This window comes from Bradyrhizobium sp. CCBAU 45389 (assembly GCF_028128625.1).
Classification (GTDB): Bacteria; Pseudomonadota; Alphaproteobacteria; order Rhizobiales; family Xanthobacteraceae; genus Bradyrhizobium; species Bradyrhizobium liaoningense_B.
The window spans coordinates 101,079-126,394 of sequence record NZ_LBIY01000090.1 but is presented as its reverse complement, the minus strand read 5'-3'; the positions used below and the strand labels follow the sequence as shown (position 1 = coordinate 126,394).

Here is a 25,316-nt window from a genome sequence, read left to right as displayed (position 1 = left end):
GGGTAGAGATCTTAGTATGGCAAAGCGGCAGATCGGCCGTTGCGGCTGAGCAGAACTCGTCCATCCTCAATTCGATCAACGGTCCATCCATTACTTAAGAGCGCGCCGACGAAATACTTCTGCCCGGCAATAAGCAGATAAGGTTCGCTTCCACGCCAGACGGCTTGGACGGCAATCGAAGACGGCATCTTCTCCTCTTTCACGATGACAGCATTCACAAGGGTCGGGGTGCCATTGGTTTGACGATCGAACCATTGCTGGATTTCTTTCCATTTGGCGACGAGGTTCGGGGCAATTGTGCCTTCCGCAGTCACGACGCCGGGACCGCCCCCGATCTTGATGTCAAGAAGGCCCGCTCGTTCGATCTCTTGCCGCAGCGATACGGCCATGTCATCGGCAGTTCTCGCATCAAAATGATCCACGGTTGGCTTAGCGGCAATCTCGGCCGCGCGCGATGACTCAGTCCTTGTCGCCATCGCCCTATCGCCGGGGGCGAACATACTTGAGAAGGTGCCGATCACGATGCAGCTGAGCAAGACCATGCTGAGGGTCACGATCGAGCTGCGAGAGCGCTTGCTCGAAGCAATTGGCTGGACATCCTCTGTCGACCAGCGGATGGAGATCGCGCCGGCATGCACGACCGCGGGAAGAGGCACTCTGACGCGCTCACCTGAAGTGATGCTCGCGTGACCGTCGATGCTAATATTGGCAGCGAGCGCCTCGACCTCGATCCAATCACGCTGCGGGGTGATGCGAAGGTGATGCGGTTCAAGCCCTTGTTCAACGAAGATTAGGTCAGCATCGAGGCCGCTGCCCACAATGCTGTCGCCGCCCGCCGCCTTTCCTTTGAGCCCGGTATAGAGCCCCGAAAGCACCTCGAACTCGAGCGAAATAGAGTCGTTCACGATAATCTCCTGAATAACGAGAGAAGCCGTACGGTAGTGCCGTACGGCTCATCCAGAGTTCGTCATTCACGGCGCGGCGACGGTAGCAACTCGGTGAGCCACCCGTCTTGCAGAATTACTGGACGCGCTCGTCGGCGACCTTCTTCTCGGACGAGAGTTCGGTCGTAATTCTGCGCATTGCCACGGCCTGGGCCTGAACTTTCTGGCTCACACGCTCGAATTCAGCCATCTGGTTCTGGAAGCCCGTATCACCGGTCTGCTGAACACCAGCAGCGCCGCCATTTCCGCCAACATTGTCAACCGACATGTCTATTTACCTTTCTTATGGGATTTAACCTGGTTCTGATTTGTTACGAGTTGCGGGCCGGCGAGACGATCGCAGGAATGGAAAGGAACATGGGCGTGCCGCCGAGCGTGCTGAGCCCAAGGTTCAGTTCCGGGCTCTTGCAGGCAGTGTCGGGCTTGGGTTGTACCTCGCTCTTTTCGCCGGCGTCTTTGTGGTCTGCGGCCTTATCATGGCCGCCCTTGTCGGGCACCAAGGCGTGGACCACCGTGTCAAAGACCTTGTCCACGGTCCCGCCCAGCGCCGAACCAATGGCCGCTCCGGCCGGCCCGCCAAGGTATCCGCCGGCAGCGCTTCCGATCATTTCTCCGATCATCGCATTCTCCTATGCTCGTCTTTTCGCGCTCAATAGACGACTGCTCGCCTAGATTCAGCGGCCTCATGCTAAGGACGCTAGCTTTCGAAAAGCTGACGAGCCTCACGTCGAGGCGAGTGGGCTGCACTTTTGCGGCAGGCTTGCACCTGCTCGCAATCATCGGCTCTCCCGGCAGCGCCTATAGCCGACTTGGCTCAAGGCGGGTTGAGCGGTGCTTAGTACGCGTTCAGGAATGATTTTACCTCGCGGAGGCTGCGCAAGCGCGTGGCCTGCAGGGTAGAGCGCGGAAGCGGGATAAGGTCATCGAGCCGTCGGACCTCAGCTCTCGCTTCTCGCGTGTGGCTAACATGGGCAGCTTGCGAAAAGCTCGCGTTTCGCGAATTCTTATGCTGAGAAACCGGTCGCAGCGCATGTTCAAGCTTATCGATCGGTCTTCGCAGATGATATGCGAGCGACCGGCGGGTGCGCTGGTTGCGCGGCGAGGGTGGGATGATTGGGGGGTGCCCGGCAGACGTCGCGTAACTTGTCATGAAGACACAGGGGCACGTCTGGTCAGACGAGTCTTGGTGAGAGGAAGCTTGCGATACAGTTCACCGAAGGATGCGTTTCGGACATCCGATCAATGCAAAGTGAGTGCGGCTTCGCTCGCTGATCGTCGTCAGCTTTTCGACAGGTATTCGGGCTACCGTCTCTGCGAGTTAAATGCGCGTGATGTGCTCGTGCGGTTACTGTGATGGGGCGAGAGCAAGGATCTCACTAGGGCTGCCGGTTCTGGCAAGAGAAGTGGTTGTCCTAAATGATGCGTTCTCATGCAGGTCTGAAGCGGCGCGCCTTAGTTGACTATGCGCGTAACGCTCACAGTTTTACAGATTTCGTCTATGCAACAGGAGTGAACTAAATGCAGTATCTTCCGGTGGCCGGTCTCCCAGTGGTGGGCGCGCCCGACTCGATGAACGGAGTGGTGCCAGAAGGCGCGGTTGTCACTCCCGCTTTCAACGCCTTGTTGGGGCAGTATGCTCCGGCGAGCTACCAGTACCTGCCGGTAGCCTCACCAGCCCTCGTCAGTTCTGTCGTTGGGAGTGTCGTGCCGGTCGCCGTAACGCCAGCCGTCGTTACGACCCAAGCGTACATGATGGCGCCTCCTCCTCCCACCATGCTGATGAGCCAGCTGAATCAGAATTCCGAGCCTGCTGTGGATCCGGTGTGGACGCATGAGGTCAAGGATGGCAAGGCCACAATCAACCTTGGGGACAAGTATACGATCACGGCCGATGAGAAGGACGGCACCTGGACAGTTCGCAACAACCAGACCGGTCATGTCACGGTAATTCATGGCGACCCCCACGTTGATGCCGACGGAGACGGGAAGGATGACTTCGATTTCAAGAAGGATATGACGTTTCAGCTCGACGACGGCACGAAAATTACTGTCAATAATGTCGACTACGGTAATGGTCAGGCCATCTCTTCAAAGCTTACCATTACCAACGGTCACAACGCGATGGTTGTCGAGGGGCTCGGCGACGACAAGGATGGCAAAAGCAATCTGAGGGTGACGCAGTCCAATGCTGGGATGACCCTTGACGAGTTGACGTCCGATGGTGCCCAAACGATCCATGAGAGTGGCCAGGGATGGGTCGATGGCGCCGGGCGCGCCGTGAATCAGGCGAGTATCGATGCAGGCGAACAGGGGCGCGGGCCGGGCAGCTATCAGTATGCGAGCGCGGCGCCTGCCTCTACGGTCCCCGTCTTCTTCGTTCCTCCTCCTCCGCCGCCTCTTGCGATGGTGCCTGTTGCGGCCGCCCAGGTGCCCACGCAGTCGTCTCAGCCGGCGCCAGTGTGGTCGCATGAGGTCAGGGACGGCAGGGCTGAGATCAAGCTTGGTGAGAAATATTCGATGCTGGTCGACGAACATGACGGAACGGTGCTCATTCGTAACAATCAAACAGGCAAGATCACGGCGATTAAAGGCGATCCCCACGTCGATGCCGACGGTGACGGCAAGATCGATTTTGACTTCAAGAAGAACATGACTTTCCAGCTCGACGACGGCACGAAGATTACTGTCGACACCGTTGATATCGGCAATGGCAAAACGATGGCCTCGAAGCTGACCATCACCAACGGCGACAATGCCATGGTCGTCGAAGGGCTTGGAGACCGCTTCGACGGTAAGAACAATCTCAAGGTGACACAGTCGAATGCCGGCCGTACGCTTGATCAGCTGACTTCGGATGGTGCTCAGACGATCTATGAACAACCAGGCTCGGGCTGGGTTGATCGGTCTGGACGCCAGGTGAACCAGGCGATCATCGACAGCAATGAGAATCCGGGCACACCGTCGGATGCTTGAATTGGGCGTAAGCCCGGCTGGTACTGCGAAGCGATCTCAGCCTATCGGGTAAGTCACTGAAGCGGGCGCCAGCGCCCGCTTTTCGTGTTCGCGAGGGAGACGAAGATGTTAAGTGCGGCGGCGTATCGATCAGGATCGCCGCTCTCATCGCGCGATCGGGCCTTCTAAGCTCGGGCGCCAATCGTGCCGACAAACACGCTATGACCTCAGGATCGGGCACCACCAACATGTCTCGATGCCGGGGTCAGCGGTCCAGGAGTTGTGAAGATATGGGCGCAGCGATGCTGATGTTACGGAAAATCTTAGAGGACCTCTCTGGCGCACAATCTCGCGGGCGGCTGCAGAACCAATCGAGGATAGCCGGCTGACGCAATTGATCATCAAGCGGGAAGCGCTCGGTTTCGCTTGAATCTCTATTGGCCTGGCTAAAGAGCGCTCCTGATGAACGCTCATCGAGAATATGGGGTATACCCGGGTGAGCAAGTCGCTGCGGCGTATTCCCAAAGTTCCCGGTGTAATTGCGATCGGATTTGCGGACCGGCCGCACCGCTGGCCTGGAGGACCACCTAAGACGCGTCTAGCGGCTCCTATTGCCAAGTCCGCCTGCTTCGGCCGATCGTTCTCGGTTCGGCTTGCATTCCGGCAGATCCTTCCCTGTGCGCGTCTGATTATCCGGCCCTTCACCCATCATCTAGCTCGCTCATAGCGTCATCCATATCTGACTGGGAATCGCTTATGACCTGGGTAGCGACCGCAACCAGAGCCTTTTCGAAGGCTCGCTGCAACAATGCTGCGGGCGAATTGTCGCCGCCGTTCGCGGCGTTATCGTTGTTTGCGCCAGCTTCTGGCGCCGTGGCTGGGATATCGGCTGCGCCTGTGTCCATATCGTAAAACCCAGATGGCGGCGGTGCCGCGAGATGACCTATTTGCTAGCAGGGACAGCTTGCAAGAAGCTGACGAAGAGTGAGGCGGATTAATGCCGTGATTCCTGCGCACAGTGTTCTCAGGTGGTCCCGTGTCGTGGAGTTTTTGATGCGCAAAGGACTTGCTGGTTGGAATCATCCGGCCGCTGCGTGTCTGCCGAACATCGGCGCACATAGGTCCGGCTCCCGACGTTTGGGAGCCAGTGGATCGGATGGACATCTGCGTTCCGCTACTTTTGGATAGAGAGGTTGCCTTTGTCTCACGATACGAGCCAAAAAAAGCGCGCCATGGAAGTGCACCTTTTGGCCCGCGCGATCTTTGACTTGACCGCTGCCCTCGCGCGAGCTGATCTGGCGCTTATGAAATGGCCTGAAAAGAGAAGCGTGGCCGCGGAATAGCCGCCGGCAAGGTCGCCTCTTACCAGGTGTCCTGCCATTGAAAAGGCCGGTGTCGGCCCCGCGGGGATCGCCCTGCGGTTGCTCGGCTGCAGCCGTTAGCCGATGGGCGGATCTTCCGCCTCTTCAGGTTGCTCTTGCTCTCCCTCTTCAGGCCAAAGGGTCGGATCTAGCGAGGGTGTGAGACGAATGAAGTCCTCCTCTCTCCATTCTGCCGTATGAGGCACGCCGAGAATGGTAAAGATTGTTGTCGGGTGGTCCTGGCTTGGCTTCACTCCGCTTCGCTCAAGCATATCGATCTGAGCGCCTGTGGCTGTTTGAGGCGTAAACACCCAGTAGTCCTTGGCGAGATGTCCGTCACACATACGGAACGCGGAAAGTTCGGGCGGAGCTGCGGAAGACCCAGCTCGGGACGGCGCCGCCTGCAATGGCTGGGCATGGGAGAGGCCGGCGTGGGCCGGCTCACCCTGAAAAGGGGCGGTGCGCGATGGACCTGCATGCGAGGTCCCCGCTTGTGGCTCACCGTGACGTGGCTCAGCATCCGACGGGCCGGCATCCAGAGCCTGCCATATCAGATCTTGATCGAAGCCGGGATGTTCCTCGATCGCCTGAGCGATGATCTGCGGCGAGAGATGCCGCGAGCCGTTATCCCGCTCTGGCGCGGCGACGGCCGCAGGCGCGGCATACAGACTATCCTGCCAACCCGAGCCTGCCGAATGGGGATGGGATAAATCTGGGTAAGGCGGATAGAGGTGTCCGGTTTCGAAGTATGGAGAGTAGGGATGGCCCGCGTCCAGATAGGGTGAATAAGCCTCGCCCTGCAGCACGGAATGGACGACGCCCTGCGCCAAAGCGGGGGCCTCTGTGCCGCTGAGCTTCCGCTCGAAATCGGTTGCATCTGTAGCCGCCCGTGTTGTGTCGGGCTCCGGGCTCGTATTGGCCGGGGCGATTGCATTGAAATCCACCCTGTTTCTCCTTCTCGCGCGCATCGAGCCTACGCGAAGCCTCAGCTTGCTCGAAAGCACGCGCTCGGAGGCCACGTTGATCCTTGATGCCTCGCGCTGCGTGCCAAGACAGCGCTATCCATTTCCTTCGAGCGTCCGGTCTCTGATCCATCTATCGGAGCTGTCACAAGAAGGCAGCCGTCCAGACCTCGCAGGCTCATGCTGGGGACTTTAGCTTTCGAAAAGCTGACGACCGGATGATATAGGCGGACGCCGGATGGACCGACTTCGCTCCGAGCGGTCTTGCAGCTTTCACCATCACTTCTGGCCTGGACCGGCTTCGCGCAAAGTGCCCTCATGGTGCGGCGTTTCGGGAGAAGCTACCAGCCGTCCGTCCCGGAAGACCGTGCTCGAGGAGCCGCGAAATAACATCAAAACCGACTCGTGTTGTGGCCTCTCGGCGGCGACGGGACCGCGCCGGGCCTGCGCTTCCGCCACAAGGCCTTTAAGGGTCTGGTCCACCAGCGCAACAAATCGGGGTGGGCCAGAAGCAAGGATGAGGCTCTCTCCCGGAGCCGGTTTCACGATATAGCGCTCATCCGAGATGTTGAGCGCGTCGAGCGCGGACTTGAGCACATCGAAGCTGATTGGGTTCAATACAATGAGCCGGCTTTGCGCCTCGTGGGCGGCAGAGATGTAAAGCACGAGCCCGTCGTAATACCACTGAAGATTGTACAGGGCAGTCAAACGGTCAAGGAATTCTCGTGGCGGCAGGTCCGGCATTCGTCCGCGAATCCGGCCCCTGACGTCGGCGCTTACATTGACCCTGACATTGAGATTGTTTCCGAACTCCTGCAGCGCCGCAGAAAGATCCTGATCGAGAACGGTATAGCTATAAGGGGCGGACGGCAGCGAAAGGGATGCAGCAGACGAGCGCATTATTCCGATACAGATGAAAACGCCGGCACAAAGAGCTCTTTTCAAAACATGTACCACCGTGGATCGCGCGAGCATTCCTGGACGCCTTCCGCTCATCATGAGGCTTGAGTTTCGTCCAAGCTTGGGAGCCAAACGTGATCTTTAGATGACGCAGGCAGCCCGATCTCCGTCAGGTTTTCGTCAGCTCGCCCGCCTATGAACTTGATCGGTTCATCGGCTAACGCCTAGGTCTCAACAAACGAGCACAATGACTCACTCCATGTTGTTAGGCGCAACGCCGATCCCTCCCAATTCAGCCGATTGTCTTTCCAGTGCCTGCTCGCCGGCAGCTGCTGGCGAGCAGGCGCGCTTTGAGCAGTCCCTGGCGCAAGTAGCTTCCAATCAGGGATCTGCTTTCCCGCCCGGGGACCGGCCCGCAGCAGCTCCGCCAATGTTGGAGGTCCAGCGCACGAATGTGCTGGCGAGTCCGCCCGGTGACCGAATCCTCCAAACCCTTTCCAGTATCTACCAGGGCCGCGCCGTTCCTCCGCCGATTGCGCCGGCTGCCGCGACTGTCGTGCAGCCTGGACCGGCTGCGCAGCTGCTTTTGCAGGTGGATAACGTTGGCGCGCATGCGACTGTTAAACCGGTTGGGGCCGATTTTGAATCGATGATGACGAATCTGCGAGACGTGTATAGGGATGTTATTCAGGTTTCCCTCGTCTCCAAGGGCACCAGCGCCGTCAGCTCGTCGCTAAACAAGCTGCTGTCGGCCGGCTGAGTAAGCTGATGACTGGCGATATGAAAAGGGGTAGCTGCGGCGGCGATCAATCGTGGCGGCGGCTTCGTATGTGTTTTGCTATGCCCCTTCTCCTCTCGCTGATCGGTTGTAAGGCTGATCTCTACACCAAAATTCAGGAGCGCGAGGCTAATGAGATGCTCGCGCTTCTCCTTGGCAAGGGCGTTGATGCTGTCCGTGTTGTCGCCAAGGACGGAACCAGTACAATCCAGGTGGAGGAAAAGCAGCTCGCTTATTCGATTGACCTGCTCAATGTTGAGGGGCTGCCGCGCCAATCCTTCAAAAATCTTGGCGAGGTTTTCAAGGGATCGGGCCTCGTTGCCTCGCCGATCGAGGAGCGGGCACGTTACGTTTATGCTCTAAGCGAAGAATTGTCGCGCACGATTAGCGATATAGATGGCGTCCTTTCAGCACGCGTCCACGTGGTTCTGCCGAAGAACGACTTGTTGCGGCAAGATGCGACCCCGTCTTCAGCCTCGGTCTTCATTCGCCACGGCTCCAGCGCGAAGCTCTCGGCACTGTTGCCGCAGATCAAGATGCTCGTCGCAAACAGCATTGAAGGGCTGTCCTACGACAAGGTTGCGGTCGTCTTCGTGCCGGTCGAGCGCGCTCCAATCGAGCAGCCTGCCGCGCCGGTAGTCCCTACGGCTCAATCAGCAAGAGCCGGCTCAGCGCCGTTACTTGCGCTAGCTGTTGGAGGCGCCGGAGCGGTATTGGGCATCGTATCTTGCGTATTGCTGGGCCCGCGCATGCGTCAGTTTGGACAATCATCACGTAAGTTGAGCATATTCGGTCGGCGCTCGCGTGTGCCTGCTGACCAAGCGGCGGGCAAAAAGATGATTGCTGATGCGTCATAGTCTGAACGCTCATGTCGGCATCAATGTCAACCACAACCACAAGACCCAATCCTTCGTTCACGGTTGCAGCCGATCGGCTGCGCGAGCTTGCTGCCTCGGTCGATCCCGGTCGTTTTGCTGCGCTTCTTGACCCGCTGCTTTCGCCCTCCACGTTGGCTCGGCTACAGCAGAGTGCCAGGCTGCAGCCAAGGCTCGCCGAACTGCTGCTGGGCAGCAAAGTGGAGGCTAGCTGCGCCGACTGGGACGAAGATGCTCTGTTCGGGCATGATCCGCGGCGGGCTGCGCTGCTCGCGGGCAGCATCTGGCATGCACGCTCCATCCTCAAGCTGGTTTCCAGGCACGATCTGCCCATATTGGTAGAGTTGATCGGTGCCGAAGCGCACGTTTTCGCTGTCCGGCATTTATCAAGTGCCGTCGCAACGATCCCGATCCTCGATCCAGAGCAATTGTCGCGACAGATCGAACATGACGGGCATGCTTGTCTCGGCGCTTGGCTCGAACAGACTTCGCCCCTTGCTCGTATCCGCGTGCTTCTACGCTTGCCCGTGGGGACGGCCGCCGAGAGTCCAACTGCTGAGCACCGTAGCGCAGCAGGCCCTCTGCTTTCCCTCGTCTTGGCTCATTTGCGTACAGAGGATGCCGGAGCATGACGGCCGATGCCCTAGGATCACCCGCGTCCCCGCAGATTCGGCCTCTTGGGCCCCTGATAAAAGCTGCGCAGCTTGAGATCTGGCACGATGCCGTACGGGCGCGGGCCGCTGCCGAGCGGCATCTGCAGCGGGTGCGCGGGTGGGCACGCCAGGCTTATGAGCGGGAACGGGCGCGGGGCCGCGCCGAGGGTGCAAAGGCCGGCGCAGAGGAAATGGCTCGGCTTATTGCGCAGGCAACTTGTGAACTGGCCCAGCGCAAGGCGGTTCTGGAGCGGGAATTGCCGCAAGTGGTCTTTGAGATCGTTCGCGATCTGCTTGGCGCGTTTGATCCGGGCGAGATGCTGGTCCAGTGCGTTCGTCATGCCATCGAGCAAAGATATAAGAACACGGAGGTTTGCCTTCACGTATCCCCACTGAAAGCCGACGTGCTAGCCAGTGAGTTCAAGGACTATGACGGAATTGAGGGCCGTCCGAAGGTCAGGATTGAGGCGGATCCGGCGCTGAGCGCGGATCAATGTGTCTTGTGGAGCGAGTTTGGCAATGTCGATCTTGGACTTGCGGCGCAGCTGCGCGCGCTGCGTCTCGGCTTTGGCTTGTCAGAGGAAGCTGAATCGTGACCGTGCAACGATCGACCCATCATGCCGCGGCCGCAGAAGGAACCGTAAAGGCCGCACTCTCGTCCCTGAGATCTTCCGCCAAGAACATCGATACACGCGCTGTCCGCGGCCGGATTACGCGGGCCGTGGGCACGCTGCTGCACGCCGTCTTGCCGGAGGCCCGGGTCGGGGAACTATGCTTGTTGCAGGATCCTCGCAGCGGATGGTCGCTCGAGGCCGAGGTGATCGGTCTGTTGCCGGACGGGGTGTTACTCACGCCCATCGGGGACATGGTGGGGCTGTCCAATCGCGCGGAGGTGGTGACGACTGGGCGAATGCAGGAAGTGGCTGTGGGTCCCGATTTGCTCGGCCGAGTGATCGACAGTTTTGGCCGACCGCTCGATGGCAAGGGCCCGATAAAAGTCGCCGAAGCCAGACCGCTGCGCGGCAGGGCGCCCAATCCGATGAAACGGCGCGGGATCGAACAGCCGTTCCCGCTCGGCGTCCGTGTCCTGGACGGTCTTTTGACATGCGGAGAAGGTCAGCGGATCGGAATCTATGGTGATGCCGGTTGCGGCAAGTCGACGCTGATGTCGCAAATCGTAAGAGGCGCGGCGGCCGACGTCACTATCGTCGCGCTGATCGGCGAACGCGGTCGAGAGGTGCGCGAATTCATTGAACGTCATCTTGGCGAAGCCCTTCACCGTTCCGTCGTTGTGGTGGAGACCTCCGACCGTTCGGCGATGGAGCGGGCCCAATGCGCCCACATGGCGACAGCGCTGGCCGAATATTTTCGTGATCAGGGCCTCCGCGTCGTTCTGATGATGGATTCTCTGACGCGCTTTAGCCGCGCTATGCGTGAAATCGGCCTTGCCGCAGGAGAGCCGCCGACGCGGCGCGGATTTCCGCCATCCGTTTTTGCGCTGTTGCCGGGCTTGTTGGAGCGCGCCGGCATGGGCGAGCAAGGCTCCATTACGGCCTTCTATACCGTGCTTGTCGAAGGTGACGGCACGGGTGATCCAATAGCGGAAGAATCACGCGGCATTCTTGATGGCCACATCATTCTCTCACGCGCGCTGGCCTCTCGGGAGCATTTTCCGGCTATCGATGTGCTGTCGAGCCGCAGCCGCGTCATGGATGCGATCGTGTCGGTGCCGCATCGCAAGGCGGCATCCTTCTTCCGTGATCTGCTCTCACGCTACGCTGAGGCCGAGTTCTTGATCAAGGTGGGTGAATACAAGCAAGGCTCTGATCCGCTGACCGATCGGGCGATCGCCTCGATCGAGCAGCTGCGGGCCTTTCTGCGCCAGGGGCAGGGTGAGGCGTGCAGCTTTGAGGAGACGATCGCATGGATATCGCGTTTGACCGCCTAAGTCCCGCTCATGCCTCAAAGCTGCGGCTCGTAAAGGACATGCGGGAGCGAAGCGCCGTTCGTGAATTGTCTGACGTGGAAGCCAAGCGCCACCTCGCGACTCAAGCTGTCCAACAAGCTTGCGAGCACCTTGCACTTGCCGAAGAGCGCCGCGCAAAGGTCGAGGCGGAGCTCTATCGGGAGATCCTCGCAGCCGATGCGATATCTGTGTGCGAACTGCAGCGGCGCTATCATCTCATCATCGGGCGACTCACAGACGAGATCACAGCGGCACAGCGCGTTCTTGACAAGGCCCGTGCTGCTCAAGAGCAAGCTGAGGCTGCGGTTATCGAGGCCAGGGCCGTTTGGACCAAGCGTTCAGCGGCGAGCCAGAAATGGCGTGAGATCGATCAGGACGTTCGGCGCATCACGAATGCTCATTTCGAAGCCGCCACCGAAATCGAATCCGATGATGAAGTCTTGCTCCGCTACCGGCGAGGCCCATCAGGTCAGACGGGAGGTGAGCCAGCATGATTGCAGATCCTCTCCCGCGCGAGCTAGGGGCCTGCGGCGCGGAAGCCGCACCGGCATCGTATCGGCCGGCTGAGCCCGCAGCCTTCATGCCGGCGCTGATTCTCTCGCACGCCGTAGCCTCGTGGCTTAACGAGATCGCAGCGTTGCGTGCGCCCGTGCAAGGCCTCCTCGGCGAGAAGCCGCTCTCTGTGCGCGTGAGCCGAACCGTCTGGCAGGCGGAGCCGGCTGCGGCGTCGATGCTTGACTGCGTCTTCGAAGTAGATGGTGAAACATTGATCCTGTCCTTGCCAGGTAAGCTTGCGGAAGCGCTGGTTGGGACCGTGCAGGATGGGCTTACCTTGCCGTCTGAGCCGACGCGTTCGCTGGTCCTGGAACTTGCGCTTGAACCCTTGCTTGCCCTGCTGGAAAGAATGACGCAGCGGAATCTGCAGCTTGTCCGCACCGAGGAAGCGCGGAGTACGAGGCCCTATCTTGAACTTGACATCGCCTATGGTGAGCTCGCCAGCAAGGCTCGGCTGCTTCTATTCTCGCCACTCGACGGTCCCGTTCCGCCAGCTTTCACCGTCCTCGGCGGCCTGCTCGGCCGATTACCGCGACAGACGGCCAGGCTGCTTTCCGAATTCCCGGTCATCGTTGCAGGCCATATCGGTTCGCTCCGCGTCGCGATCAGCGTTCTTCGCCAAGCAGAGCAAGGCGATGCGCTGCTCCCGGACGCAATTCCACTCGCGCGAGGCCAGGTCATTCTCGCTGCAGACCGATTGTGGGCCCCTGCAGAGATCGGCGGCGACAGGCTGGTGCTGCGAGGCCCATTCCGCTTGCGATCCCACCCCCTAAAAAGTGAAGATGTGATGCCCGAAAGCCAGTTGCAACAGCAGCCCCCGTCAGAGGCGGATATCGACAGCATCGAGATCACACTCGTATTCGAATGTGGCCGCTGGCCGATGCCGTTGGGAACCTTGCGAACCATCACCGAAGGCCACGTGTTCGAACTTGGCCGGCCTCTTGATGGGCCGGTCGATATCGTTGCCAACGGCCAACGTATCGGCCGGGGCGACATCGTGCGGATCGGCGACGAGCTGGCTGTCAGGTTGCGCGGCAGGTTGGCGCTTAATGACTGAGATTCAACCCAGCATCCTTGCGCTTCTTGCGATAACCGTCGGCCTTGGCCTCCTGGCCTTCGCTGTTGTCACAACCACCGCCTTTATCAAGGTCTCGGTTGTTCTCTTCCTCGTGCGCAATGCGCTGGGGACCCAATCGATCCCGCCGAACATCGTCCTTTACGGGGCGGCACTGATCCTGACCGTCTTCATCAGCGCTCCGGTCTTCGAGCAGACCTATAACCGCCTTACCGATCCGCAACTTCGCTACCAGAGTTTCGATGACTGGCTGACGGCCGCCAAGGAGGGACAGGAGCCGCTGCGTGCTCATCTGAAGAAATTCACCAATGAAGAGCAGCGCCGCTTCTTCCTGTCGTCCACCGAACATGTCTGGTCGGAGGAGATGCGCGGCAGCGTAACGGCAGATGATTTCTCAATTCTCGTGCCGTCGTTTTTAATTTCCGAACTCAAGCGTGGGTTCGAAATCGGCTTTCTTCTCTATCTTCCCTTCATCACGATCGATCTGATTGTCACGACGATTTTGATGGCCATGGGTATGTCGATGGTATCCCCCACGGTGATATCTGTCCCCTTCAAGCTCTTTTTGTTCGTCACTATCGACGGCTGGTCACGTCTCATGCACGGGCTGGTACTAAGCTACACGACGCCAGGAGGTTGACCATGAACGAAGCCAGCATTCTTACGCACCTTAGTCAATCGCTCGTGCTCTTCTTGATCTGGGTTCTGCCGCCGCTGCTTGCAGCTCTCATCTCCGGACTGATCATTGGCCTCATCCAGGCGGCAACTCAGCTCCAGGATCAAACCCTGCCGCTGACAGTCAAGCTTCTGGTCGTCGTCGCCGTGCTAGCCGGGTTCTCTCCCGTACTCAGCGCTCCACTAATCGACCAGGCCGAGCACATCTTCAGCGAGTTTCCAGCACTCACCGCAAGATACTAGCAGAGCTTGAATGGCTGGCCCGTCACCCGCAGAGGCGCAAGCCCTCGTTCAGGGCACGATCGAATTCGTCGCCGCAACTGGGCTGAGTACGGCCCGCGCCCTAGGCATCATGCTGGTGCTTCCCGTCTTCACCCGGCCGCGTATCAGCGGCCTCGTTCGGGGAAGCCTGACGATTGCGATCGGACTGCCGTGCCTCGCTCAGATCAAGCTCGGTCTGCAGGCTCTGGACCCGAACACGCGCCTGGTCAGCGTTACCATGCTTGGCCTGAAGGAGGTGTTCGTCGGTCTTATGCTCGGCATCCTGCTCAGTATCCCAATGTGGAGTATACAGGCAGTCGGCGACATCATCGATACTCAACGAGGAATTTCAAGCCAAGTTGCGGGGGAGGATCCCGCGACGCACAGCCAAGCGTCCGGAACCGGGCTTTTTCTCGGTGTCACGGCGGTTACGATCTTCGTTCTGGTCGGCGGGCTGCAGACCATGGTGAGCGGCCTTTATGGCAGCTACCTAGTGTGGCCTGTCTATCAGTTTCTGCCTGCCATGACAGCGCAAGGGGCAATGGAATGTCTGGCCCTTCTCGATCGTATCATGATGACAACCTTATTGGTCGCCGGGCCGGTGCTGGGCCTGCTGCTGCTGGTTGATATCGCGGTCATGATGCTCGGCCGTTTTGCATCTCAGCTCAAGATGAACGATCTCTCCCCGATGATCAAGAATGTTGCGTTCGGGGTCATCATGGTCAGCTACACCGTCTATCTGCTTGAATACACCGGCGCCGAAATCCTGACCTCGAACAACATGCTAGAGTATCTGAAGAAGCTGTTGAGATGAGCTCTACGAGTGAGGAGAAAAAACTTCCTCCGACGCCCAAGAAGCTGCGCGATGCACGCAAGAAGGGGCAGAGCGCGCGCAGCTCGGATCTGGTGAGCGGCGTCAGCGCTTGTGCCGGTTTCGGCTGCCTGTGGTGGCGAGCGGGTGCGATCGAGGACAAGTGGCAGGAGACGGTCCGGCTCGTCGATAAACTGCAGGAGCAGCCGTTCACAAGCGCGGTGCCACAAGCGCTCAGCGGCTTGCTAGAACTTTCGATTGCGACTGTCGCTCCGTTGCTCGCCGCCGCCGTGACAGCAGCTCTTCTGGCCAATGTCCTGGCTAATGGCGGCTTTATGTTTGCTTCGGAGCCGCTCAAGCCGAAGCTCGAGAAACTGGATCCCATCAAAGGCTTGAAACGCATCGCCTCGAAACGTTCGGCCATCGAGCTTGGCAAGACCCTGGCTAAGGTGGTTTTGCTTGGTGCGACCTTCTTTCTCACCGTGATCGCGAGCTGGAAAGCGCTGGTGTACCTGCCAGTCTGCGGCATGGGCTGTTTTGGCTTCGTCTTCACCGAGGTTAAGCTGCTGATTGGGATTGCCGCCGGAGCTTTTCTGGTCGGCGGATTGGCTGACCTTCTAATCCAGCGCTATTTGTTTATGCAGGACATGCGCATGACGGAAACGGAGGCCAAGCGGGAGAACAAGGAACAGCAAGGCAACCCGCAGGTGAAGCGTGAGCACCGGCGTCTTCGGCAAGAGTCGGCCAACGAGGCTCCGATCGGCATCAGTCGAGCCACGTTGATATTGCGGGGATCGGCAACGCTGATTGGGCTGCGCTATGTCCGAGGCGAGACCGGCGTTCCGGTCTTGGTCTGCCGCGGCGAGGGCGAAGCTGCTTCGCAGCTGCTTGGTGAGGCGCGCGCGCTGCACCTTACCATTGTGGATGACGATGTCCTGGCGCGTCAGCTGCTCGGCAAAGCAAGGCTCGGCAACCCGGTTCCCTCGCAATATTTCGAGTCGGTCGCAAAAGCACTCTATGCTGCGGGGCTAGTCTAGGTCATCCTGTTCTGACGCTCCGATCTGCAGCCTGGCGCTCGATGAAGGCTCGGATGTTCGGCGAGGCGACGATGGAAAGCCTCTGGGCCGCGGCCTCGCCGACCGGATCACCGGATCAGCTGCGGCGCCAAGCGCAACAACTTGTCGGCCATTTCGAGAGCTGCGGCGCCTACACCCTCGAGGACGCCCACTTGTACCACCTTGGCTAGAGGGGCCCTGCCATTCGGTTGACAAGCCGGTAGCGCTGATCGTCAACTAGGACGGCCGCCATCTGTAGCATGCTCTCTGGTCGCCTATCTTGAGCCGCGCTGCTACAGGTTCATACGATCACAGCGTTTATACGTCTCAAGATCGGCCTGAGTGCCACATTGCGCCGCACACGTTCGAGAGCCGCAGGGCATAAGCCTGCGTGCGGGGGGAAAAGCAAGCCTCCAGCTAAACTCGGGACGCAGGAGTATTGCCACCATTGTCCATCAACGCCGTCTTCCCGCGCAGGGTGCCTGCAGCGTCTATTGCTTCACCTAACCCAACCCGCTAGCTGACACCGGACAAGCTTCGCCGAACATTGAAGGTTTGCGCCGGGAGTTAGCTCGAGGCATGGATTTCGCATTCGGTCGGCAAGAACCTCTGGATGATCCCGTATAGTGGTGCCGCGGCGGTCAAGTGCCTGGCGGTCGCCTGGTTGCGCGAGTCGCCGAGATGGTTCTAATGGATCATGTACGCAGCCGGCGTATCTGCTTCCGGCCGTCGAGGGCATCCACTGCGATCAAAGTCCCTTTCAGGTGGCCCGTCCAGGAGCGCTCGTTGGCTCACAGGGCAGGGCCGTCAACAGGCCGAGCAGGCTGCCAGTGAAGCCTTCGAAGCAGGGTGGAAGCGATCACCCGTTCCAGCGGCTTGGAGACCTCGTAGACAATTATTGAATGTTGATTGCTGCTCCATGTACGTGCGCTCACGGACTTTGTCTCCGCCATCCATCTACGCGCAGCCGCCACCATCCTCCATCCGATCGCCCCAGTTCTCAGCCTCTGGGCGGGCGCCGATGAGCATAGCGACAGCACACGGACGCGAGCTTTACAGCCTGGGCTCTCGCCGTATCGCGTTCACTCCCTCCTTTGCTGGCACGTTACCAAATGAGGTAGGTATCGCGTGTTGGCAATTGTGGTACCTTGTAGGGGATGGTCGAAATGAGCCGCGAACAACTTGGTACGTTATAAGCCCTTCAAGCCAGGAGATCTCGAATGGCACCGAATGCAAGCGAAGACGAGAAACGCGAGCGGCGGCCACATGTCGGGCACGACCCGGCTTTGGTATCTGGCGCTTCCGCCGATGGCGCTGGAAAATCTACGACGGCTGCATCGCCGATTCCATTTACCTTTCGGGAATGGCAGAGCTCGATTGAAGCGACAAGCAACCTGTTCGCTACGGCCCTGAAGGACGGACTAGGTTTGACTGCTTCCATTGTGCATGACCAGGCCACCTTTCTGAAGAATATTGCGGACTCCAAAACTTCCTCGGAGCTGTTGAGGTGTCACCTGGATTTCCTGGAGAAATTCTGGTCGAGGTCGTTCAGCGCCGGCTCGAAAATATTGGATCATCTCAAGCCACAGCCATCACCTGCGGGAAGGCAGGCGATTCACTGAGCCTGCAATAAGAGCCCAATCGCAGCTACTTCCTCCAGAGCCGAGAGCATATGTCGCCCACGGATGAAGGTGTGGAGCGCTGCACGTGGGTTCAGCTGACCTGCCAAGTACTCCTACGATTGCTCTGAACTCACGATGCCGCGAGGTAATCTACGATTCGTATTGCCGTAGATACCTCTCTTTTTGTCGGCTAGAGCTTTTGTTGGGCGGAGGCAGGCAGCCGCTGCGCGCTCAAGGTGGCGCAGATCCGGTTGGGCGGCCGATGCCGGGATGAGTGATGACATGATCGCCACAAGCCGGGGCGTCGGCCACTTGGCGGCCACTTGGCGGTCTGCCACCCTTCGACGTTTTTGTCGAAGGCAACCTGGCGGAGAACCAAAGCGAAGAGCCGCCTACCGGGCAGAGCGCGAGCTCAACGACAAGTAAGAGGCCCTTCTGGTGGCCGCCGCCTGCAGTCCTCCGACAGGCCGGGTGCTGGACACTGCTGGCTGTCGAGATGCTCAGGCTGACGTGGTACCAGAGCCTGTCGCCGGAACGTCGTTCTCACTCTCGACCGCAACTGGCCCACACGGGCCGCTTTCGTTTTGGGAATTGCCGGGTCTCGTCAGCTTTCAGTAAGCCAGCCCGGATATAGAGCCGTTGTGGTTAACGGGGCGTGGCAGGGACAGCGCTATCTATCCAGAACGGTCAGCGCCGAGTCACGCTTTCCGCTAAACTCAACGGCAGCGCGGGGCGGCAGGATAGTGCCTTTTTCCAGCCCCCCAGGTCGGTAGGCGCCAGGCCGCGCCCGCGCTGCTACCTGTCGCCGACCATCTGTGGTCAGCTTTAGTGGTTTTAAGCGTTCCGGGGGTGGACATGGACGGCTTCAACTCAACATCTTCGCCTTATGCGCCGCAAGTGCGGCGCAACCAGCTGTTGCCAAGTTTGTCTCTTTATGTGCCCCCGAGCTGGCAGCACGGAGATCAGTGGGCGCCGGAAGAACTCAAGTTGCGAATGGATTTGCACAAGCTTCTGCCATCCGTGTCTGAGCCAAAGAAAAGTCTCACTCTCGGGGGCGTGAACTACACGGCCAGTATCGGGCCGCCAGGCTCTGAACACGAGATTTTTCTCCGCAGAAACTGAACTGGCTTCCGATTGAAGTCAGAAGGCGGAGAGTCGCGCCCGCGCTGCCTGCGATCCGAAGCTGATCGCCGAGCCACGTGAGGCAACTACAAGCCCTGCGGCGAGAGCTTCGTCGCCCTGGCCGAGGGTCTGCAGAACGCGCCGTGGTCGCTCGGCGGGCCAGCATGTGAGCATCGCGCCGGGCAAAGGCTGCTCAGTGACAATGGTTTGAGTTATATGGCGGACGATCTGGCCGAGTGACTCGACCAGAAGTGCATGCAGCACGTGCGCGGCGCTCCGTACGACAAAAGACAAGAAAGAAGATTCGTCGTTCTCTGACTGGCCTCACTTTTGCTTGCTGCTCGTTCGCTGGAGGGCAGATCTGAGGTGGAGATTAGAATGTCTGCGTTGTCGACGCTGAACGTACTTGCGCTACCTTTTGCGACAATGATTGCGCTATTCCCAGCATCCGCAAAAGCGCCGATCTGGAGTTCGAGCGATCAGTACGGTACCTTCTCCCGTGAGGGCTATTCCTGGAACAACGACGTATATGGTCAAGGTGCTGGGCATCAGACGATCTCGGTGTATTCGATCAATCAATGGAGCGTGTGGTCGAACCAACCTGATACTGGTGGCATCAAGAGCTATCCCCACGGAGCTTTCAATATCGGGAAACCGCTGAGCGCGATCAACGACCTCAGGTCAAGCTTTAATCAGAGCGTCCCGACTGGCGGCCATTGGAACTTCGCCTACGATATCTGGGACAGCTCAAATTCCTATGAGATAATGCTTTGGACCAACTACACCGGAAATGCCGACGGCAGCGGTGATGTTAAGCCCATTTCTTACAAGTATAACTCTTCAGGGACCGCTGCGATTCCAGTCTACACAGGCGTGAATGTGGGGGGAGCCACTTGGAACGTGTTTGAAGGCTGGAACAAACACAAGGTTATTTCGTTTCTGCGCAGCTCCAAAACCAACAGCGGGACTGTGGACATCAAGAGTATCCTGCAATGGATAAAGTCGAAAGGATACTTCGGCGACATAATCGTCGGCAGCGTCCAATACGGCGTTGAGATAACCTCGTCCCCAGGCGGGCAAAACTTCGACGTCAATCATTGGGCTGTAATCTCGAAGTGACTACCTTGGGACCTACGATGAGGTGATCGTCCGCCCACGGTATGGCGCACGCTGTACGATGCACTTCGTACCGGACCGCGCCAGGCGCTCGTTGTGGGGCCGACGAAGATCGGCCGGGGTTCATGATGGGGGCCGGGCCCTGGCGCCGCACGCCTCGTGCCGAACTGAATTCGCAGGTTCTCGCATTCATTAATCGGAAGAGCCGCAATCTCCGCCGAATCAGGCCATCTGTTTGCACGATCTCGAGATTCTGTTTCTGCTCAACTCCACTAGGCGATCTTCGCGATTGTCATTCTGACTGCAATATTGGCCCTGACGCAATTTTGGGTGCAGCTCCGATTGCTCCGCGCCGATTGCTCGCGGTGGACGAAAATCGATTTTGCTTGCCGCCGTACTTTGGCGCCTGATGACTTGAGGAGCGTCATCTGCCCCCACGGTCTGTTCATTGGGCCAGGGCAAGGTGATCGCCGCCCGAACCGCCGGCAACAAGACTGGCACGAGCACGCTCGATCCAGGATGACAATTCATCCCGGCGAAGGGACGTCAGCCTCTCGGCCCGCAGTCTATGCGTTACCCATTCTCCAACGACACGAACAGAGGCCCGAAGCCGCGCGCCTGCAAGCGGCGCCAAAGTGCAGCGCCGTTTCGGTAACCGGCTGCCCCTTCATCGTCGAGCCGTGGCACGTAATGATCGAGCGAACTCTGTGTCAGAAAGACATCATGGCGTTCACCATGGATCACCTGCCGATCAGCTTTTTGCTATGGCCGGTCTGGCGCACGACCTGCTTGATCGGCGTTCCGCTTTTGGACAGGGCCAAGATCGCCGCGGCGAAGTATCCTTCGTACTTCAGGCGCTCAGCCGAGGTGAGCAGTTTGATGTCGATCTCCACATTCGGCCAAACGCTCGATACCTCTTCCGCCTATTCTTCTGCAAGCTTTTAGGCCGCCTGCCTTTTGTGAGTTCGAGTTCCTTTTGAGCGTCTCACCTCGTCTTGTGGGCGAGTTGTTTCAGCAGCTTTTCGTTGCTCAATTTCTGCTACAGTCCTGCGTGAGTTGCCGTAGGAACAGACAGAACGTAAGATCAAACTCCTGCCAATCAGAAGTGGTAGTTCACGCCAACCCGCATCGTATGAAGCTGTTGCTTGAAGGAGACGGGCGTCGTGACTCCAATAGCGATGGCAGCAGGCGCAATGTCGCCCGTCTGCACACGGCTCGCGACGGAAATCGGCAGCGTTACGTCTTGCCTGCCGAAATCGAAGTAGTCATACTCAACTTTGGCTGACCAGCCGGGCAGGAAGGCATACTCCACGCCGGCCCCCAGTGTGCCGCCAAATATCTTCTTGGTCGCTCGGCCATCGGCAGTACCGTTAGCAGCAAAGCCAGTTCCCAAGTTCGACGTAACGGCAAAGGACTGATTGATGCCGATGCTTGAATCGGCCCAAGCTGCGCCGCCCTTGATGTAGACCAGGCCGCGGTCGCCCACCGTGAGGCCGACCCGTCCGGTGATATCGGCAATCCATTTGGTGTCGTTCGTACAATTCAAGACCACAAAGCAGCCATTGCGCCCCTTGACACCACTCCACAAAAAATCGCCTTCCACGCCGTAGACCATCACACCGGACTGGAAATTGTAACCGGCTTGTACGCCACCGAGGAAGCCATTCATCTGCACCTGCGGCAATGGCACAGTAAAATCGGCAGTGCCGCCGATAAGCTGGTTTACCGTCTGGTTGACTGGGGCGCCAATGAATGTGTTGCCCACAGCGAGGGCGGTCTGGCTGGTACCCCAACCCGAGCCCACACTGCCGCCGATGTAACCTCCAGTCCAGCTGAAGAGAGGATAAACGGGAGCTGGCGCTTTGACGATAGGTGCCGCAGGCAAATCGGCAGCTAAACTTCCGCTCACAAAAGCGATCGTCCCGAACGCAATGATGCCCGCGAGCGACAATTGCTTGTTGCACTTCATCCTAGAGTCCTCCTGCTGGGCACGGAAAATATTGCTGGCTTGGTGCCAAGTTGTGGTTAGCTCGATAGTTGGTGCTGGCAGCCAGATCACCTCTGCAATCTGGTAGGCAGCAGCTTCTTGCTGCGACCGCGACAGCCGCTTCTAGCCGTGTCCGTTCCAGAAAGGCGAGCAGGCTCTGCATTCGAGCCTGTACGTCGGTGCTCAGCAATCCTTGCGCGAAGATCCCTGACACCGCCGAGTATTTCGGAGAGCAATGGCTGTTTTACAAAGCGGACGCGGTGGTGATTCTCGCGGCTCCCAACTGGACCGGCTGACGTTGGCCGACGTATAGCGCGGTATATCTTAGTGGCTGTGCGTTGGTCTGGTTGTGAGTCCACGCCCGCTCTTGATGGGACTCACGATGGGGAGTGGGAGGCTCGATATTTTGGACGACTCGTGCGCTGCATCTCGTTGTCGTCGGACTAGTAGGAGATGTCCTCGCTCTGGCTCACCCAAAAAGGCACAAGCTGCAAGCGCACGCTGGCGGTCCGAATTTCGGTCGCGGCATTGGGGGGAACGGGCAGCGTCGCAATTGTCGAGGCTGATCCACGAGCCGCGGTTTCAAAATGGAAAGAGCGGCGCCGCCGTGCGGTTCATTCGCTTCGCCGATTTGGCCGAAATAGAAGGAGCGCGCGTCCCCCTTGAAGCCGAGAAATCTGGCCTACGGTTATCGATACCCTGACGAACAAAGCGCTGGCCATGCGCGCCATCGCCAGGGGCGCTGCCTGATCTTGTTGCGGCCGAGTCGGGCCGACATCGAAGCTGCCATACAGACGTTGATTGCTATTCGTAGGCTCAACCGCCGGTTTGCGTTCGTCCTCACTCGACGCCACGGCGGGGCTGCCGCGTAAGTGAAGCCGCAACGTCGCTCAATTCGCTCGGGGTGCTCGCGCTTACCTATGTGACAGCGTAATGAACATCAACACGCGCTTGGGGCAGGATTAGGCGTGACCGAGTGTGCGCAAGAGGGAAGAGCCTCGGAGGAAGTTCGTGAGCTGTGGCGCGATAGATCGTTGAAGCGTACTTCTAAGATTTCCGGAAGGAGGATCAGACGTGGATTCAGGTCCGCCTGAGCAGCTGTCCGAGGTGCCGACGAGCCCTCATTCAGCCAAATTGTGGCTGATGGAAGAGAAGAACGCGGCCTCCCGGTAGGCTTTCTGCCGTGTAGAGCTGACCGTGGATAAAAAAGGCGGTCATTGGGACGTCCCGGCGCGGCAGAAGGCCTAGGCTCTGCAATATGTCGATCACGGCAGGCGAAGCCTCTTGGGAGGCGTGCGTCCAGCCGTCGCCCAAGAACTCTCCCAGTTCAGGCACTTGCGGGACTGGCTGATGGCTTGATGCAGGTGCGGCAGACGGCAGAGGAAGGTTCGGCGCTAGCGCCGAGGGAGCGCTCCCACTCCATTCGAACGGTGCCGCCGAATCAAGGTTAGGTGCAAGACCGCCGTAGATATCTGAGGAAGTGCTCAGTGCCGCAGGCGTAGCTTCGCCCGGCAAAGCGGGCCGAGGGTGATGAATGAGCTGAACGTCCTTGGGCCCTGCCGGTCCCAATATCGCCGTGTACCGTTCGCCACCGATCTCAAAGTTCATGATTGGATGTTCCGCAACAGGCAAGAAGTCCCAGTGGCCCAAGGTGGTCAGCATCATGTCTGGGGCCAGCTGGGTGCGATGGGAAAAATTCTTGGGAACGGCGAACGAAACATCGAACGTATCGCCGACAGCGGGCGACCGCAGATGGACGAGCTGAACATCATTGAGCCCTCCTGGTCCCAAGACGGCCATATAGCGTTCACCTCGAATATCGTAGACCTTTACCCGCTGTGCTGCATCCGGCAAGAGGCCCCAGCGGCGAAGCCTGTGCATCATATTCGGCGCGGCCTGAGTCCCGTGGGAGAAATCTTCGGGGACGCTCAAAGACGCATCAAAGGCGTCGCCGGCCGTCACGAACGTCTGCTCAAGCACGGTCTGAGCCCCAGCGCCTTCGTTCATCATCCGCCCAGAGTGGTCTTCAGAGGTGGAATTCGGCTCCCGCGAGCTCGGCTGCCAAGTCGCGGCATCGAAAAGCTCTTCCTGAGCAACACTTTGCACCGGCGAGGGGATGTTTGAACTCATCATTGGCCAAGGCAGCAGTGCATCGAAGGTCGGCGCCGGCATGAGGTTCTCGCGATCCGCGGCATCGAAAAGCGCGTGCTGAGGGACACTTTGCACCGGCGAGTGAATGGTTGAACTCATCGTTGGCCAAGACACCGGTGCATCGGAGGTCGCCCCCGACAAGAAGTTCTCGTGGTCCGCGGCATCGAAAAGCCCTTCCTGAGCGACACTTTGCACCGGCGAGTGGGGCATTGAACTAACCGTTGGCCCAAGCATTGTTGCGGGCAAGAGGTTCTCGCCATCAGCGGCATCGAAAAGCACGTCCTGGGCGACACTTTCTATAGGAGAATGGGCGGCTAACCCCACTGCATGCCAGAGCTGCGGAGTATTGAACCCCGGGGGCAATGAGCCGCGCCCATCCGCAACTTTCCCCATCGGCTGCTCATCGGCCGGCATGGGCAAGGGGGTGGACGGCTGAATGGCGTGGTTCGAACTGCCTCCTTCTCCGCCTAAATTGTTCTGCAGGGTAATCGCGCGATAATCGCGGAGGCCGTTCAAGGCGACGATGAGCACGTTGTCCTTCGGAAACAATCTGTCTGCGTGGCCAAGCAATGCATCATCACTAAGCTTGGCAATCGACAAGGGTCGAAGCGCTACCGCCAACTTCCGCAGAGCGCTCGCATAGCCCTCGGCCGTTCCCTTGCGTATCTGTCGACTAAAACCTGCCTCAGCGGCCTCCCTGATGAGACCCTCATCTTCCCTGGTAGGGCGATAATGTGTTGAGACGGGGCGAGCGTTGGCGTCGGGCTCGCGATACCGACTGACCATTGACAATGCTGGGGCGATGACCTTGTCGTTTGGCAGCAGCTTCTTGCCGTAAGCGAGTAACGTATCGTCATCGAGCCCAGCAATTGATTGGCCGTACTGCTTCAGCTCCCCGGCTAGTTTGCGAAGCCGACGATCGTAAATTTCGACGGTTTTCTCACTCTGCGGTTGCCCGCGATCGAGAGCAGCGCGGGACGCCGCCTGGATGAGGCGATCGTCTTCCTCAGTGACATCATATAGCTCCGCGTGTTTGTATACGGGGCCCGCTTCTCGCACGCCTGCCAAGTGCTGCTCAAACGCCGCATTCGGCTGCTCCGGCTGTTCCACGGTCGCATCTGATGCACTGAACTCCTTGCTTGTGTTCAATCGGTCCATGGTCAGTCCGCTGGCATCCTTCTCTCGTTAGTTCGCTACTCACGTTAGCTTTCCAAAACCTGACGTGGCCAGGCGGAAAGCTAGAATGAAAGGGGAATGACGGCCGCCAATTGCCTTCTCTGCGCGCTGCAGCATCGCTCGCCCGCCCAAAGAAGGCGCCCCATGAAAATGAGGGTCTTCAACTGAGTGGCGGCACATTACATCCACATCGCAGCCGACTAGCTGAGCAGGTACGAAACCAAGTGGATCGCTGACATTATCGGGCGGCTCGGCGTCGCTCTGGGCGATCGTGTTTTACGCTATAGCAAGGTCGGCGCAGCGTGGGCTCATTCCAGCA

General features: G+C 59.0%; 24 protein-coding genes. 16 read left to right on the top strand and 8 right to left on the bottom strand.

Annotation, left to right across the window (positions count from 1 at the left end; all coding sequences use genetic code 11):
- Nucleotides 1-11 precede the first annotated feature (11 nt).
- From XH79_RS20640 to XH79_RS20630, 3 genes are all read right to left on the bottom strand, one after another.
- On the bottom strand, nt 12-905 hold the full coding sequence (locus tag XH79_RS20640) for a SctD/MshK family protein (protein ID WP_271526521.1): 894 nt from the start codon (nt 903-905) through the stop codon (nt 12-14).
- Between the two features lie 115 nt (nt 906-1,020).
- On the bottom strand, nt 1,021-1,212 hold the full coding sequence (locus tag XH79_RS20635; RefSeq protein WP_271526520.1) for a hypothetical protein: 192 nt from the start codon (nt 1,210-1,212) through the stop codon (nt 1,021-1,023).
- Between the two features lie 43 nt (nt 1,213-1,255).
- On the bottom strand, nt 1,256-1,564 hold the full coding sequence (locus tag XH79_RS20630; protein ID WP_271526519.1) for a hypothetical protein: 309 nt from the start codon (nt 1,562-1,564) through the stop codon (nt 1,256-1,258).
- Between the two features lie 898 nt (nt 1,565-2,462).
- Here XH79_RS20630 and XH79_RS20625 point away from each other — a divergent pair.
- Entirely contained in the window at nt 2,463-3,917 is a 1,455-nt protein-coding gene (locus XH79_RS20625) for a DUF1521 domain-containing protein (RefSeq protein WP_271526518.1), read from the top strand.
- 1,417 nt (nt 3,918-5,334) lie between these two features.
- Here XH79_RS20625 and XH79_RS20620 read toward each other — a convergent pair.
- Entirely contained in the window at nt 5,335-6,201 is an 867-nt protein-coding gene (locus XH79_RS20620) for a hypothetical protein (RefSeq protein WP_271526517.1), read from the bottom strand.
- 297 nt (nt 6,202-6,498) lie between these two features.
- Nucleotides 6,499-7,194 (bottom strand): secretin N-terminal domain-containing protein, encoded by a 696-nt coding sequence (locus XH79_RS20615; protein ID WP_271526516.1) that lies wholly within the window; start codon nt 7,192-7,194, stop codon nt 6,499-6,501.
- Between the two features lie 172 nt (nt 7,195-7,366).
- On the opposite strand from XH79_RS20615, the gene XH79_RS20610 reads away from it, so the two are divergent.
- From XH79_RS20610 to XH79_RS20540, 15 genes are all read left to right on the top strand, one after another.
- The gene (locus XH79_RS20610; protein ID WP_333921003.1) at nt 7,367-7,879 is read left to right on the top strand and encodes a nodulation protein NolB; all 513 of its coding nucleotides are present in this window, start codon (nt 7,367-7,369) and stop codon (nt 7,877-7,879) included.
- Nucleotides 7,880-7,887: 8 nt separating this feature from the next.
- Nucleotides 7,888-8,754: a type III secretion system inner membrane ring lipoprotein SctJ gene (sctJ, locus tag XH79_RS20605; protein ID WP_271526515.1), complete on the top strand. Its 867-nt coding sequence runs from the start codon at nt 7,888-7,890 to the stop codon at nt 8,752-8,754.
- 11 nt (nt 8,755-8,765) lie between these two features.
- Nucleotides 8,766-9,404 carry a nodulation protein NolU gene (locus tag XH79_RS20600; RefSeq protein WP_271526514.1) on the top strand — a complete coding sequence of 213 codons (639 nt, stop codon included), beginning with the start codon at nt 8,766-8,768 and terminating at the stop codon, nt 9,402-9,404.
- On the top strand, nt 9,401-10,021 hold the full coding sequence (gene sctL, locus XH79_RS20595) for a type III secretion system stator protein SctL (protein ID WP_271526513.1): 621 nt from the start codon (nt 9,401-9,403) through the stop codon (nt 10,019-10,021). The genes XH79_RS20600 and sctL overlap by 4 nt, the downstream gene beginning before the upstream one ends.
- On the top strand, nt 10,018-11,373 hold the full coding sequence (sctN, locus tag XH79_RS20590; protein WP_271526512.1) for a type III secretion system ATPase SctN: 1,356 nt from the start codon (nt 10,018-10,020) through the stop codon (nt 11,371-11,373). The genes sctL and sctN overlap by 4 nt, the downstream gene beginning before the upstream one ends.
- On the top strand, nt 11,349-11,885 hold the full coding sequence (locus tag XH79_RS20585) for a hypothetical protein (protein ID WP_271526511.1): 537 nt from the start codon (nt 11,349-11,351) through the stop codon (nt 11,883-11,885). Before sctN ends, XH79_RS20585 begins: the two co-directional genes overlap by 25 nt.
- Nucleotides 11,882-13,003: a type III secretion system cytoplasmic ring protein SctQ gene (gene sctQ, locus XH79_RS20580; RefSeq protein ID WP_271526510.1), complete on the top strand. Its 1,122-nt coding sequence runs from the start codon at nt 11,882-11,884 to the stop codon at nt 13,001-13,003. The genes XH79_RS20585 and sctQ overlap by 4 nt, the downstream gene beginning before the upstream one ends.
- Nucleotides 12,996-13,661, top strand: coding sequence for a type III secretion system export apparatus subunit SctR (sctR, locus tag XH79_RS20575; RefSeq protein ID WP_271526509.1), 666 nt, complete (start codon nt 12,996-12,998; stop codon nt 13,659-13,661). The genes sctQ and sctR overlap by 8 nt, the downstream gene beginning before the upstream one ends.
- Before the next feature lie 2 nt (nt 13,662-13,663).
- Nucleotides 13,664-13,939 (top strand): EscS/YscS/HrcS family type III secretion system export apparatus protein, encoded by a 276-nt coding sequence (locus tag XH79_RS20570; RefSeq protein ID WP_271526508.1) that lies wholly within the window; start codon nt 13,664-13,666, stop codon nt 13,937-13,939.
- A gap of 10 nt (nt 13,940-13,949) precedes the next feature.
- On the top strand, nt 13,950-14,771 hold the full coding sequence (gene sctT, locus XH79_RS20565) for a type III secretion system export apparatus subunit SctT (RefSeq protein WP_271526507.1): 822 nt from the start codon (nt 13,950-13,952) through the stop codon (nt 14,769-14,771).
- The gene (locus XH79_RS20560; RefSeq protein ID WP_271526506.1) at nt 14,768-15,805 is read left to right on the top strand and encodes an EscU/YscU/HrcU family type III secretion system export apparatus switch protein; all 1,038 of its coding nucleotides are present in this window, start codon (nt 14,768-14,770) and stop codon (nt 15,803-15,805) included. The genes sctT and XH79_RS20560 overlap by 4 nt, the downstream gene beginning before the upstream one ends.
- A gap of 53 nt (nt 15,806-15,858) precedes the next feature.
- The gene (locus XH79_RS20555; RefSeq protein WP_271582773.1) at nt 15,859-16,014 is read left to right on the top strand and encodes a hypothetical protein; all 156 of its coding nucleotides are present in this window, start codon (nt 15,859-15,861) and stop codon (nt 16,012-16,014) included.
- Nucleotides 16,015-17,043: 1,029 nt separating this feature from the next.
- Nucleotides 17,044-17,445: a hypothetical protein gene (locus tag XH79_RS20550; protein WP_271526505.1), complete on the top strand. Its 402-nt coding sequence runs from the start codon at nt 17,044-17,046 to the stop codon at nt 17,443-17,445.
- A gap of 855 nt (nt 17,446-18,300) precedes the next feature.
- Nucleotides 18,301-18,567, top strand: a complete 267-nt coding sequence (locus tag XH79_RS20545; RefSeq protein WP_271526504.1) for a hypothetical protein — start codon at nt 18,301-18,303, stop codon at nt 18,565-18,567.
- Nucleotides 18,568-18,945: 378 nt separating this feature from the next.
- On the top strand, nt 18,946-19,686 hold the full coding sequence (locus XH79_RS20540) for a glycosyl hydrolase (RefSeq protein ID WP_271526503.1): 741 nt from the start codon (nt 18,946-18,948) through the stop codon (nt 19,684-19,686).
- 737 nt (nt 19,687-20,423) lie between these two features.
- Here the strand turns inward: XH79_RS20540 and XH79_RS43320 are convergent.
- From XH79_RS43320 to XH79_RS20525, 3 genes are all read right to left on the bottom strand, one after another.
- Nucleotides 20,424-20,576 carry a hypothetical protein gene (locus XH79_RS43320; protein WP_442869963.1) on the bottom strand — a complete coding sequence of 51 codons (153 nt, stop codon included), beginning with the start codon at nt 20,574-20,576 and terminating at the stop codon, nt 20,424-20,426.
- Between the two features lie 206 nt (nt 20,577-20,782).
- Nucleotides 20,783-21,742 carry an outer membrane protein gene (locus XH79_RS20530; RefSeq protein WP_271582772.1) on the bottom strand — a complete coding sequence of 320 codons (960 nt, stop codon included), beginning with the start codon at nt 21,740-21,742 and terminating at the stop codon, nt 20,783-20,785.
- A gap of 1,053 nt (nt 21,743-22,795) precedes the next feature.
- Nucleotides 22,796-24,979, bottom strand: coding sequence for a hypothetical protein (locus XH79_RS20525; RefSeq protein ID WP_271526501.1), 2,184 nt, complete (start codon nt 24,977-24,979; stop codon nt 22,796-22,798).
- Nucleotides 24,980-25,316: the final 337 nt, after the last annotated feature.

What these genes read in the sequence shown, in the direction of transcription:
- sctQ (WP_271526510.1), top strand. Translation starts at nt 11,882, where the DNA reads ATGATTGCAGATCCTCTCCCGCGCGAGCTAGGGGCCTGCGGCGCGGAA.
- XH79_RS20635 (WP_271526520.1), bottom strand. Translation starts at nt 1,212, where the DNA reads ATGTCGGTTGACAATGTTGGCGGAAATGGCGGCGCTGCTGGTGTTCAG.
- XH79_RS20610 (WP_333921003.1), top strand. Translation starts at nt 7,367, where the DNA reads ATGACTCACTCCATGTTGTTAGGCGCAACGCCGATCCCTCCCAATTCA.
- XH79_RS20545 (WP_271526504.1), top strand. Translation starts at nt 18,301, where the DNA reads ATGGACGGCTTCAACTCAACATCTTCGCCTTATGCGCCGCAAGTGCGG.
- XH79_RS20585 (WP_271526511.1), top strand. Translation starts at nt 11,349, where the DNA reads ATGGATATCGCGTTTGACCGCCTAAGTCCCGCTCATGCCTCAAAGCTG.
- XH79_RS20615 (WP_271526516.1), bottom strand. Translation starts at nt 7,194, where the DNA reads ATGCTCGCGCGATCCACGGTGGTACATGTTTTGAAAAGAGCTCTTTGT.
- XH79_RS20600 (WP_271526514.1), top strand. Translation starts at nt 8,766, where the DNA reads ATGTCGGCATCAATGTCAACCACAACCACAAGACCCAATCCTTCGTTC.
- XH79_RS20625 (WP_271526518.1), top strand. Translation starts at nt 2,463, where the DNA reads ATGCAGTATCTTCCGGTGGCCGGTCTCCCAGTGGTGGGCGCGCCCGAC.
- sctJ (WP_271526515.1), top strand. Translation starts at nt 7,888, where the DNA reads ATGACTGGCGATATGAAAAGGGGTAGCTGCGGCGGCGATCAATCGTGG.
- XH79_RS20540 (WP_271526503.1), top strand. Translation starts at nt 18,946, where the DNA reads ATGTCTGCGTTGTCGACGCTGAACGTACTTGCGCTACCTTTTGCGACA.
- sctT (WP_271526507.1), top strand. Translation starts at nt 13,950, where the DNA reads ATGGCTGGCCCGTCACCCGCAGAGGCGCAAGCCCTCGTTCAGGGCACG.
- XH79_RS20550 (WP_271526505.1), top strand. Translation starts at nt 17,044, where the DNA reads ATGGCACCGAATGCAAGCGAAGACGAGAAACGCGAGCGGCGGCCACAT.
- sctR (WP_271526509.1), top strand. Translation starts at nt 12,996, where the DNA reads ATGACTGAGATTCAACCCAGCATCCTTGCGCTTCTTGCGATAACCGTC.
- sctL (WP_271526513.1), top strand. Translation starts at nt 9,401, where the DNA reads ATGACGGCCGATGCCCTAGGATCACCCGCGTCCCCGCAGATTCGGCCT.
- XH79_RS20525 (WP_271526501.1), bottom strand. Translation starts at nt 24,979, where the DNA reads ATGGACCGATTGAACACAAGCAAGGAGTTCAGTGCATCAGATGCGACC.
- XH79_RS20630 (WP_271526519.1), bottom strand. Translation starts at nt 1,564, where the DNA reads ATGATCGGAGAAATGATCGGAAGCGCTGCCGGCGGATACCTTGGCGGG.
- XH79_RS20570 (WP_271526508.1), top strand. Translation starts at nt 13,664, where the DNA reads ATGAACGAAGCCAGCATTCTTACGCACCTTAGTCAATCGCTCGTGCTC.
- XH79_RS20555 (WP_271582773.1), top strand. Translation starts at nt 15,859, where the DNA reads ATGTTCGGCGAGGCGACGATGGAAAGCCTCTGGGCCGCGGCCTCGCCG.
- XH79_RS20560 (WP_271526506.1), top strand. Translation starts at nt 14,768, where the DNA reads ATGAGCTCTACGAGTGAGGAGAAAAAACTTCCTCCGACGCCCAAGAAG.